11 protein-coding genes are annotated in these 11,641 nt (G+C 58.0%); 9 read left to right on the forward strand and 2 right to left on the reverse strand.

What is annotated here, in order from left to right; translation table 11 throughout:
- The first annotated feature begins 3 nt into the window (after positions 1-3).
- Positions 4-1,413 carry an aminotransferase-like domain-containing protein gene (locus CCX46_RS09560; RefSeq protein WP_127926485.1) on the forward strand — a complete coding sequence of 470 codons (1,410 nt, stop codon included), beginning with the start codon at positions 4-6 and terminating at the stop codon, positions 1,411-1,413.
- Positions 1,414-1,527: 114 nt separating this feature from the next.
- Here CCX46_RS09560 and ppsR read toward each other — a convergent pair whose 3' ends face one another.
- Positions 1,528-2,346, reverse strand: coding sequence for a posphoenolpyruvate synthetase regulatory kinase/phosphorylase PpsR (gene ppsR / locus CCX46_RS09565; RefSeq protein WP_007916411.1), 819 nt, complete (start codon positions 2,344-2,346; stop codon positions 1,528-1,530).
- Between the two features lie 174 nt (positions 2,347-2,520).
- On the opposite strand from ppsR, the gene ppsA reads away from it, so the two are divergent.
- The 8 genes from ppsA (at position 2,521) to CCX46_RS09610 (ending at position 10,766) form a co-directional block, all read left to right on the forward strand.
- Positions 2,521-4,896 carry a phosphoenolpyruvate synthase gene (gene ppsA, locus CCX46_RS09570; protein ID WP_127926486.1) on the forward strand — a complete coding sequence of 792 codons (2,376 nt, stop codon included), beginning with the start codon at positions 2,521-2,523 and terminating at the stop codon, positions 4,894-4,896.
- 183 nt (positions 4,897-5,079) lie between these two features.
- The gene (locus CCX46_RS09580) at positions 5,080-6,069 is read left to right on the forward strand and encodes an alpha/beta fold hydrolase (protein WP_127926488.1); all 990 of its coding nucleotides are present in this window, start codon (positions 5,080-5,082) and stop codon (positions 6,067-6,069) included.
- A 225-nt stretch (positions 6,070-6,294) separates the two neighbouring features.
- Positions 6,295-6,786 carry a ribonuclease E activity regulator RraA gene (gene rraA / locus CCX46_RS09585; RefSeq protein WP_127926489.1) on the forward strand — a complete coding sequence of 164 codons (492 nt, stop codon included), beginning with the start codon at positions 6,295-6,297 and terminating at the stop codon, positions 6,784-6,786.
- 22 nt (positions 6,787-6,808) lie between these two features.
- A complete protein-coding gene (locus tag CCX46_RS09590) occupies positions 6,809-7,804 on the forward strand; it encodes a zinc transporter ZntB (protein WP_077571829.1) in 996 nt (331 codons plus the stop codon).
- A gap of 63 nt (positions 7,805-7,867) precedes the next feature.
- Complete coding sequence (locus CCX46_RS09595) at positions 7,868-8,116, forward strand: hypothetical protein (RefSeq protein ID WP_008076827.1); 249 nt, start codon at positions 7,868-7,870, stop codon at positions 8,114-8,116.
- A gap of 2 nt (positions 8,117-8,118) precedes the next feature.
- A complete protein-coding gene (locus CCX46_RS09600) occupies positions 8,119-8,943 on the forward strand; it encodes a mechanosensitive ion channel family protein (RefSeq protein ID WP_007916401.1) in 825 nt (274 codons plus the stop codon).
- A 90-nt stretch (positions 8,944-9,033) separates the two neighbouring features.
- Positions 9,034-9,624, forward strand: coding sequence for an RNA polymerase sigma factor SigX (gene sigX, locus CCX46_RS09605; RefSeq protein WP_011333251.1), 591 nt, complete (start codon positions 9,034-9,036; stop codon positions 9,622-9,624).
- Between the two features lie 107 nt (positions 9,625-9,731).
- The gene (locus tag CCX46_RS09610; RefSeq protein WP_126361745.1) at positions 9,732-10,766 is read left to right on the forward strand and encodes an OmpA family protein; all 1,035 of its coding nucleotides are present in this window, start codon (positions 9,732-9,734) and stop codon (positions 10,764-10,766) included.
- A 97-nt stretch (positions 10,767-10,863) separates the two neighbouring features.
- Here the strand turns inward: CCX46_RS09610 and cobA are convergent, their stop codons facing one another.
- Complete coding sequence (cobA, locus tag CCX46_RS09615) at positions 10,864-11,631, reverse strand: uroporphyrinogen-III C-methyltransferase (protein WP_127926490.1); 768 nt, start codon at positions 11,629-11,631, stop codon at positions 10,864-10,866.
- Positions 11,632-11,641: the final 10 nt, after the last annotated feature.

Raw genomic sequence — 11,641 nt, forward strand, 5'->3', positions numbered from 1 at the left:
ATAATGACTGTCAAAGTAAGTATTGCCATGGTGTCAATCCTTCGCGATGGCCTCGTCAACGGCGTGGGTGTGAAGTACAAACGTCTGGCGGATGCAGTCGCGCAAGCCATCGATGAGGGCGTCATCGATGCGGGATGCAAGTTGCCGCCGCACCGTTTGCTGGCGGACAGCCTGGGGGTGACCATCGGCACCATCAGCCGTGCCTACGGTGAACTTGAGCGTGTCGGATTGGTGGTGGCTCGCGTAGGAGATGGCACCTATGTGCGTCAGCGCGGGATGGAGCGGCCGCAGGACAAAGGCTTTCGCAATGTCAGTGATGAGCCGTCAGCCTGTTTCGACATGAGCCGCAATCAACCGATTCCAGCGCAAGAAGCGGCGTTCATGAGCCAGAGCCTGCAGGAGCTGGCCAGCGATCCGCGGGTGTTACAGCAGTTGACCGGGTACACCGCTGAAGGTGGGCTGGCACGGCACCGATTGGCGGGTGCGGTCTGGCTGCAGCACGGGGCGTTTGTCCCGCACGTCGATCAGGTGTTGTGCGTCAACGGTGGTCAGCATGGTCTGTTGTGCGCATTGATGGGCTTGCTCAAGGCCGGCGACACCGTTGTGACCGAGCATCTGTCCTACCCGGGATTGATCGGCGTCGCACGCCAGCTCGGGATAAAACTCCTTGGCGCGGCGATGGACGACGAAGGGCTTTTACCGTCGGCGCTGGAGGACATTTGCCGTCAGCATCGTGTTTCAGCGCTGTATTGCACCCCAACGATCCAGAATCCTACAGCCGCTGTGATGTCGATCCCACGGCGCGAGGCGCTCGCCGAGCTCTGTCGCCAGCACAATTTGTTGATCATCGAAGATGAAGCCCACGCAGTACTGGACCGCCAGCGCCCGTTGCCGCTCAGTTATTTTGCGCCGGAGCGTTCAGTGCTGATCGGCAGTTTGAGCAAGGCTGTTTCAGCGGGTTTGCGCGTTGGTTATCTGCACGCGCCGCAAGCGTTGATCGGACGTTTGAATGCCGCCATCCGCGCCACCTGCTGGATGGCCAATCCGTTATCGATGGAAGTGGCGAGCCTGTGGATCGAAAGCGGCATGGCCGAGCGTTTGCTGGACGAGCAGATCAGCGAGATCGCTCGGCGCAAAGCGTTGGTGGCGCCTGTTCTGCAGGGTTTGAATTACAAGACTCACCCTTACAGTCCGCATTTCTGGGTGGAGGTGCCTGAGCTGTGGCGGGCGTCGCAGATTGCGGCGGAGTTGAAGGAAAACAACTATCTGGTAGCCACCGCCGAGGTGTTTGCGGTCGGGCATTCAGCGGTGCCGCAGTTCATTCGGGTAAGTGTGTGTAATGCGGTGGGGGATGATCGGTTGTTGCTGGCAGGTTTTGAAGCTCTGGCCAAGGCATTAACAGACACCGTGTAATCGTTCTTCGCGAGCAGGCTCGCTCCCACATTCGACCGCATTTCAACGGGATAAACGCGATCAAACTGTGGGAGCGAGCCTGCTCGCGAAAGCGTCAGCCCAGACACCACAAATCTATTTGAACCGCCGCTCCACACCTTTCTCCACCAGAATCTTCGCCGAAATCTCTTCCACCGAAAAATGCGTGGAGTTGATGTTGGGGATGTTTTCGCGGCGGAACAGATTCTCCACTTCACGCACTTCGAATTCGCACTGGGCGTAGCTCGAATAGCGGCTGTTGGGCTTGCGCTCGTTGCGGATCGCGGTGAGGCGGTCCGGGTCGATGGTCAGGCCGAACAGCTTGTGCTGATGCGCGCGCAGGGCAGTAGGCAGGGTCAGACGCTCCATGTCGTCTTCGGTCAGCGGATAGTTGGCCGCGCGGATGCCGAACTGCATGGCCATGTACAGACACGTCGGCGTTTTGCCGCATCGCGACACGCCCACTAGTATCAAATCGGCTTTGTCGTAATAGTGCGTGCGCGCGCCGTCGTCGTTGTCGAGGGCAAAGTTAACCGCCTCGATGCGCTCCATGTAATTGGAGTTGTGCCCGATCGAATGGGATTTGCCGACGGTATAGGAAGAATGCTCGGTCAGTTCCTGCTCCAGTGGGGCGAGGAAGGTCGAGAAAATGTCGATCATGAAACCATTGGACGTTGCGAGAATCTCACGGATGTCCTGATTGACGATGGTGTCGAAGATGATCGGACGGAAGCCGTCGGTTTCAGCGGCTTTGTTGATTTGTTGTACCATGGCTCGCGCTTTATCCACGCTGTCGATGTACGGTCGCGTGAATTTGCTGAAGGTAATGTTTTCGAACTGCGCCAGGAGGCTTTGACCCAGGGTTTCGGCAGTGATGCCGGTGCCATCGGAGATGAAGAAAGCAGATCGTTTCATTTGCACCTTGGGCCTTAAGCTAGTCATCAATCTTGGATATGATAGGCGCGATTTGCCGGCCGCCAATGGCCAGCATTCTCACTTATTTTCCAGGTCCAGGCCATACAACCGGCCAAGGCTCCCCCGGGCCGCCGGTTTCTGAGCTTTTCCAACACAGTTAGTGGAGAGATCACCTTGGTAGAGTACGTAGTTTCCCTCGATAAGCTCGGCAAACACGATGTTGAGCATGTGGGGGGCAAGAACGCATCCCTGGGCGAGATGATCAGTAACCTGGCAGGCGCCGGTGTTTCGGTCCCCGGCGGCTTCGCCACGACGGCTCAGGCCTATCGTGATTTCCTCGAACTGAGCGGCCTCAACGACCAGATCCACCAGGCCCTCGACGCGCTCGACGTCGACGACGTCAACGCCCTGGCCAAGACCGGCGCGCAGATCCGTCAATGGATCATGGAAGCCGAATTCCCCGAAAAACTGAATGCCGAGATCCGCACCGCGTTCGCCGCGCTGTCGGCCGGCAACCCTGACGTGGCCGTGGCCGTGCGTTCTTCCGCTACCGCCGAAGACCTGCCGGACGCCTCCTTCGCCGGTCAGCAGGAAACCTTCCTGAACATCCGTGGTGTGGAAAACGTTATCCGCGCCGCCAAAGAGGTGTTCGCTTCGCTGTTCAACGACCGTGCGATTTCCTACCGCGTGCACCAGGGCTTCGACCACAAACTGGTCGCCCTGTCGGCTGGCGTGCAGCGCATGGTGCGTTCGGAAACCGGCACTGCCGGCGTGATGTTCACCCTCGATACCGAATCCGGTTTCCGTGACGTGGTGTTCATCACCGGCGCTTACGGTCTGGGCGAAACCGTTGTACAAGGCGCGGTCAACCCGGATGAGTTCTACGTGCACAAGGGCACGCTGGAGGCCGGTCGTCCGGCGATTCTGCGTCGTAACCTGGGCAGCAAAGCCATCAAGATGATCTACGGCGACGAGGCCAAGGCCGGTCGTTCGGTCAAGACTGTCGATGTCGACAAGGCTGATCGTGCACGTTTCTGCCTGAGCGACGCTGAAGTCAGCGAGCTGGCCAAGCAAGCGATGATCATCGAAAAGCATTACGGCTGCCCGATGGACATCGAGTGGGCCAAGGACGGTGACGACGGCAAGCTGTACATCGTGCAGGCCCGTCCGGAAACCGTGAAAAGCCGCACCCAGGCCAACGTCATGGAACGTTACCTGCTGAAAGAAACCGGCACCGTGCTGGTGGAAGGTCGTGCGATTGGCCAGCGCATCGGCGCCGGTAAAGTGCGCATCATCAAGGACGTCTCCGAGATGGACAAAGTCCAGCCGGGCGACGTGCTGGTTTCCGACATGACCGACCCGGACTGGGAACCGGTCATGAAGCGCGCCAGCGCCATCGTCACTAACCGTGGCGGTCGTACCTGCCACGCAGCGATCATCGCTCGCGAGCTGGGTATTCCGGCTGTGGTTGGTTGCGGCAACGCCACCCAACTGCTGAAGGATGGCCAGGGCGTGACCGTGTCTTGCGCCGAAGGCGACACCGGTTACATCTTCGAAGGCGAGCTGGGTTTCGACATCAAGAAGAACTCCGTCGACGCCATGCCGGAGCTGCCGTTCAAGATCATGATGAACGTCGGCAACCCGGACCGCGCCTTCGACTTCGCGCAGTTGCCGAACGCCGGTGTCGGCCTGGCCCGTCTGGAATTCATCATCAACCGCATGATTGGCGTACACCCGAAAGCGCTGTTGAACTACGACGGTCTGCCGCAGGAAATCAAGGAAAGCGTCGACAAGCGTATCGCTGGTTACGACGATCCGGTCGGTTTCTATGTCGAGAAACTGGTTGAAGGCATCAGCACCCTCGCTGCCGCGTTTGCACCGAAGAAAGTCATCGTGCGTCTGTCGGACTTCAAGTCCAACGAATACGCCAACCTGATCGGCGGCAAGCTCTACGAGCCGGAAGAAGAAAACCCGATGCTGGGCTTCCGTGGCGCTTCGCGTTACATCAGCGAATCGTTCCGCGACTGCTTCGAGCTTGAATGCCGCGCGCTGAAGCGTGTGCGCAACGAAATGGGCCTGACCAACGTCGAAATCATGGTGCCGTTCGTCCGTACCCTCGGCGAAGCCAGCCAAGTGGTGGATCTGCTCGCCGAAAACGGCTTGAAGCGCGGCGAGAACGGTCTGCGCGTGATCATGATGTGCGAATTGCCATCCAACGCGATCCTTGCTGAAGAATTCCTCGAATTCTTCGACGGTTTCTCGATCGGTTCCAACGACCTGACTCAGCTCACGCTGGGCCTGGATCGCGATTCCGGTATCATCGCGCACCTGTTCGACGAGCGTAATCCGGCGGTCAAGAAGCTCTTGGCCAACGCGATTGCCGCGTGCAACAAGGCCGGCAAGTACATCGGTATCTGCGGTCAGGGTCCATCCGACCACCCGGATCTGGCCAAGTGGCTGATGGAGCAGGGCATCGAAAGCGTGTCGCTGAACCCGGACACCGTGCTGGAAACCTGGTTCTTCCTGGCGGAAGGCCAAGCGCCGGCCTGATAAGTATGTGAACGGCCCGTTCCCTGTGGGAACGAGCCTGCTCGCGAAGACGGAGCAACATCCGCCATGGATATTGGCTGACACTCCGCTTTCGCGAGCAGGCTCGCTTCCACAGGAGGCGGGTTTTGAGATTCAAGTAGGGCGGGCTCCTGTAGATGCCGCCCTTTTTTGTGCAAGAGCATTATGCAAAGCAGCAGTGACCTATTTCCTGTCGCCCTGATCAGCGCCGAACGGCGCGGCGATCTGAGCGAAGACGTGTATCGCCTGAAACCCGGCAACAGCCCCGACTGGTCCGTGGAAATCGCTGTGACCCGGTTGGGCATGGCCGATGACTCGGCGCCTCGCGGTGTGCCGGTGATTTTGCTGCACGGCAGTTTTTCCAATCGACGTTTCTGGTTTTCACCAAAAGGCCTGGGCCTGGGCGCGTATCTGACGCGACTGGGGTTCGACGTGTGGATTCCGGAGATGCGCGGTCACGGTTTGTCGCAGCGCAACGAGGAATACCGGCGCAACCGTGTCGCCGACTACGCCCGTTACGACTTGCCGGCGATTGCCGCGTTCGTGCGAGAGCAGAGCGGGCAGGTTCCGCACTGGATCGGCCATTCGCTGGGCGGCATCACCCTGGCGGCGGCACTCGGTGGCGAATATCTTGGCGAGCCGGCGGTGGCTTCGGCGGCATTTTTCGGCACCCAGGTCAGCCGTACTTACTGGCCGCTGAAAATCCCGCCGGTCGAGTGGAGCGGGCGCTTTATTCTCAAGCGCTTTGCGCAATTGTCGGGTTCGCGGCTTAAACGAGGCCCGGAAGATGAACCGATCGGCCTGGCGCTGGAAAGCATGCGCTGGTACGGCTTGTTCGGCCGTTTTGGTGACAAGGACAAGGATTGGTGGGCGGGTCTGGCCGACGTCAAGGTGCCGGTGCTGGCAGTGACGGCGGCGGGGGATCATCAGGATCCGGCCTGGGCCTGTCGCAAACTGTTCGAACAGATCGGCTCCGAGCACAAGCAATTCGTCAATCTGGGGCGCGAGCAGGGTTTCACCGATAATTTCGGTCATGTTGAAATGTTGGTGAGCAAAGCGGCGCAGAATGAAGTGTGGCCGTTGGTAGCGCGCTGGTTGAACGATCAGCACACGCCGTTACTGGGCGAGAAGCCTGATCTGGCGGCTGCGGTCTGAGACGGGGCTGGGTAAAGGGCATTTCGTTCAGGTCGGCTTGCGGCTAAGATATGACGAATTGTGCGGTTCTGGTCATATTCGGTGGCAGTTTAGCGATTACGTTTCAGCGTTTGTTCAGGTCCATTCAGCGAACATTCAATGAGCTAAGGTAAACAGCGACCACCGGAGCTCGTCTCTTCAGAACGCGGCATCCTTGATCGTCTTGCTTTTTACAGGAGTTTTTCGATGAACCATTACCTTACGCCTGACCTGTGCGACGCCTATCCGGAGCTGGTGCAGGTGCTGGAGCCGATGTTCAGCAATTTCGGAGGCCGTGATTCATTCGGCGGCGAAATCGTGACCATCAAATGCTTCGAAGACAACTCGCTGGTCAAGGAACAAGCCGAACTCAAAGGCAACGGCAAGGTGCTGGTGGTCGATGGCGGCGGTTCGCTGCGACGTGCATTGCTGGGCGACATGATCGCCGAGAAAGCCGCCAGGAACGGTTGGGAAGGGCTGGTGATCTACGGCTGCATCCGTGACGTCGACGTCATTGCCCAGACCGATCTGGGCGTGCAGGCGCTGGCCAGCCACCCGATGAAAACCGAAAAACGCGGCATTGGTGACCTCAACGTCGCGGTGACGTTTGCCGGCGTGACGTTCCACCCGGGCCACTACATTTATGCGGACAACAACGGCGTGATCGTCTCGCCGAGCCCGCTGAAAATGCCTGAATAAGATTTTCGACAAAGGGATGCGGATGTTCGAGGAAGAAAACGCGCAATGGGGGCTGGTGCATGCCCTGGTGCTGGACGGTAAAGGCGGTGCGCGTTCGATAGCCCGGACTGAGCTCGACGATTTGCAGCTGCAGGCCCATGAAAGCCTGTGGCTGCATTGGGATCGCAGCCATCCGCAAACCCAGACCTGGCTGCGCAAATCCAGCGGCCTCAATGAATTCACCTGCGACTTGCTGCTGGAAGAGAACACTCGACCGCGCCTGTTGCCGTTGCCCGATTCCGAATTGCTGTTGTTCTTGCGCGGCGTCAATCTCAACCCGGGTGCCGAGCCGGAAGACATGGTCTCGGTGCGGATTTTCGCTTCCGCCCAGCGGGTGATTTCCCTGCGTTTGCGTCCTTTGCGTGCCACTGATGAACTGTTGGTGCAATTGGCGGACGGCAAAGGCCCGAAAACGGCTTCTGAACTCATTCTTTATCTGGCGCAGTTCCTCACCAACAAGGTGCAGGATCTGGTCACCTGCCTCTCGGAAATCGCCGATGAGGAAGAAGAAAAGATGGATGCCGACGAACGGTATACCCCCGAGCATGGTGCCATTTTGCACATCCGGCGCAGGGCCGCTGGGTTGAAGCGTTTTCTTGCGCCGCAGCGGGATATTTTCGGACAACTGACGCGGATAAAACTGCCTTGGTTTGTCGATGACGATGCCGATTACTGGAACGAATTGAACAACAGCCTGACCCGCTATCTCGAAGAGCTCGAATTGACCCGGGAGCGCGTGGGGCTTGTGCTGGAGGCGGAAGACCGGCGTTTGAGCGAGCGCATGAATCGCACGATGTACCGCTTCGGGATCATCACCTGCATCTTTTTGCCGATGAGTTTCATCACCGGTCTGCTGGGCATCAACGTTGGCGGAATTCCATTCTCCAGCAGCCCTTATGGCTTCCTGATCGCCTGCTTGACGGTGCTCGCTCTGGCCTTCGGTCAGTGGTGGTTATTCCGTCGTTTGCGCTGGGTCTGAAAATGGCGCATGTGACCCGACCAAATCTGCCCGCGTCTTTCACAGACATCACGAGAGGTGCGTATGCACGATCCGTTTGAACAGTCTTTGCGCGACATGCTCAACGCTTCGCCGTCCAGCCGCGACGACGATGCCTGTCTGGGCCGCGTACTCAAAACCGCCAACCGCCAGGTTGGCGCCGGTGATCTGTTCAGCCTGCTGGGCCGCTGGCTGCCCGCGCTGATGATCGCCCTGAATAACGGCTCGGCCCATGTCTCGCCGGTTTCCCGTCTTCGTAAACCTACCGCTCGCACTGCTGATAAGGCTGATTGAATATGGAACTCGACCTCTGGACTCAGAGCCTCGTCACTGCAATGACTGCGTTGTGGACCAAAGTAGCCAACTTCATTCCGAACCTGTTCGGCGCACTGGTCGTGCTGCTGTTGGGTTTCGTCGTGGCCAAGCTGCTCGATACCTTGCTCTCCAAACTGCTCGCCAAACTCGGCCTCGATCGCCTGATGGGTGGCACCGGCCTGACCAAATTAATGTCGCGGGCCGGCCTGCAAGTGCCGATCTCGACCCTTATCGGCAAAATCGTCTACTGGTTCGTTCTGCTGATCTTTCTGGTTTCGGCAGCAGAATCCCTTGGCCTTGAGCGAGTTTCAGCTACGCTGGATATGTTGGCGCTCTATTTGCCGAAAGTATTCGGCGCGGCGCTGGTGTTGCTGGTGGGTGTATTGCTTGCGCAATTGGCCAACGGGCTGGTGCGCGGGGCGGCAGAAGGTGTGGGCCTGGACTACGCTTCGGGGCTTGGGCGAATTGCCCAGGGGCTGGTGATCATCATCAGCATCTCGGTCGCGATCAGTCAGCTAGAGGTCAAGACCGACCTGCTGAACCATGTGATTGTCATCGTTTTGATTACCGTTGGTCTGGCGGTTGCGCTGGCCATGGGTTTGGGAAGCCGGGAAATTGCCGGTCAGATTCTTGCGGGAATCTATGTGCGTGAGTTGTATCAGGTTGGGCAACAAGTGCGTGTTGGCGAGGTCGAAGGGCAGATCGAGGAGATCGGCACGGTGAAAACCACATTGCTGACCGATGAGGGTGAGCTAGTCTCTCTTTCCAATCGGATCCTGCTGGAACAGCATGTGAGTAGCCGCTAATCCGGCAAACCCTGCTAATGTATGCCGCCGCGAAATGCCAGCTGATGCTGGTCGCGGTGGACATTGACCTGACTGTCGGCACGACTTGTTTTGAATAAAGCCCAAACGCTATCCACGCGCTACGACCCCCGCGAGCTCTCTGATGAGGAGTTGGTCGCGCGCTCGCATACCGAGCTGTTTCACGTAACGCGCGCCTATGAAGAACTGATGCGGCGTTACCAGCGAACATTATTTAACGTTTGTGCGAGATATCTTGGGAACGATCGCGACGCAGACGATGTCTGTCAGGAAGTCATGTTGAAGGTGCTGTATGGCCTGAAGAACTTCGAGGGGAAATCGAAGTTCAAAACGTGGCTCTACAGCATCACGTACAACGAATGTATTACGCAGTATCGGAAGGAACGGCGAAAGCGTCGCTTGATGGACGCATTGAGTCTTGACCCCCTCGAGGAAGCGTCCGAAGAAAAGGCGCCGAAACCCGAGGAGAAGGGCGGGCTTGATCGCTGGCTGGTGTATGTGAACCCGATTGACCGTGAAATTCTGGTGCTACGATTTGTCGCAGAGCTGGAATTTCAGGAGATCGCAGACATCATGCACATGGGTTTGAGTGCGACAAAAATGCGTTACAAACGTGCTCTAGATAAATTGCGTGAGAAATTTGCAGGCATTGCTGAAACTTAGTTCAGCGCAAATATCTCTTACGTGTAGGCAAGTTCTGATAGACTTGCCGCCGAGTTGTCCCCCGGTTTGCGGGACTGCTTCACAATCACCAGATGGGGATTTAACGGATGAAACTGAAAAACACCTTGGGCTTGGCCATTGGTTCTCTGATTGCCGCCACTTCGTTCGGCGCTCTGGCACAAGGCCAAGGCGCAGTTGAAATCGAAGGCTTCGCAAAGAAAGAACAATTCGACAGCGCTCGTAACTTCAAGAACAACGGCAACCTGTTCGGCGGCTCGATCGGTTACTTCCTGACCGACGACGTTGAACTGCGTCTGGGCTACGACGAAGTGCACAACGTACGTGCCGATGATGGCAAGAACGTAAAAGGCGCTAACACCGCTCTGGACGCTCTGTACCACTTCAACAACCCAGGCGACATGCTGCGTCCATACGTCTCGGCCGGTTTCTCCGACCAGAGCATCGACCAGAACGGTTCGAACGGTCGTAACCGTTCTACCTTCGCTAACGTTGGTGGCGGTGCCAAGCTGTACTTCACCGAGAACTTCTACGCTCGTGCCGGCGTTGAAGCTCAGTACAACATCGACCAGGGCGACACCGAGTGGGCTCCTAGCGTTGGTATCGGTGTGAACTTCGGTGGCGGCTCCAAGCCTGCTGCTGCTCCAGTTCCAGCACCAGCTGAAGTCTGCTCCGACAGCGACAACGATGGCGTTTGCGACAACGTTGACAAGTGCCCGGACACCCCAGCCAACGTAACTGTTGACGCTGACGGCTGCCCAGCAGTTGCTGAAGTTGTTCGTGTTGAGCTGGACGTTAAGTTCGACTTCGACAAGTCGGTTGTGAAGCCAAACAGCTACGGCGACATCAAGAACCTGGCTGACTTCATGAAGCAGTACCCATCCACCACCACTACTGTTGAAGGTCACACTGACTCCGTCGGTCCTGACGCTTACAACCAGAAACTGTCCGAGCGTCGTGCAAACGCCGTTAAGCAAGTTCTGACCAACCAGTACGGTGTTGAATCGTCCCGCGTTCAGTCTGTTGGCTACGGCGAATCCCGCCCAGTTGCTGACAACAAAACTGACGCTGGCCGCGCTGTAAACCGTCGCGTAGAAGCGCAGGTTGAAGCTCAAGCTAAGTAATTAGCTGCCGCTCTGAGAAAAGCCCGGCTTAGGCCGGGCTTTTCTTTGCCTGCGATTTGGCTTTGCAGCTTTAAAAGATCGCAGCCTTCGGCAGCTCCTACATGAAATCTGCATACGTCCTGTAGGAGCTGCCGCAGGCTGCGATCTTTTGATCTTCACCAGCAGCCGCCACCGCACCAATCACCAGAATCGCCGGGCTCTTCAATCCGAAAATTCCTGCGTCATCGCTCATGCTCATCAGATCACTGCGGCATTCGCGCTGCTCTGGCAACGAGGCATTCTCGATCATCGCCACCGGCGTATCTGCGGCCATCCCGCCCGCCAACAACTGATCGCGAATCTCGCCCAGCTTGGCCACGCCCATATAAACCACCAGCGTCGTCCCGCCCTGCGCCAGCGCCTGCCAGTTCAATTGGCTGTCATCCTGCGTGTGCGCGGTCACCAGGGTCACGCCGCGTGCCACACCGCGCAACGTCAGCGGAATATCGCACTGCGTCGCCCCAGCGAGCCCAGCGGTGATGCCATTGACCAACTCCACCTCAACGCCACGTTCACGCAACCACTGTGCCTCTTCACCGCCACGGCCGAAAATGCATGGATCGCCACCCTTGAGCCGCACCACACACTTGCCGTGGCGGGCATAGCGCAGCATCAGCCGATGGATGAACGCCTGCGGTGTCGAACGGCAACCACCGCGTTTACCCACGGCAATGATTCGCGCGCCAGGGCAATGTTCCAGCACCGCGTCGTTGACCAGATCATCGATCAGCACCACATCGGCCTCGCGCAACGCACGCACCGCTTTTAGGGTCAGCAATTCGGGATCACCAGGACCTGCACCCACCAGCCAGACTTTTGCGTTCATGGTGTTTTCC

The organism is Pseudomonas sp. RU47 (genome assembly GCF_004011755.1).
Classification (GTDB): Bacteria; Pseudomonadota; Gammaproteobacteria; order Pseudomonadales; family Pseudomonadaceae; genus Aquipseudomonas.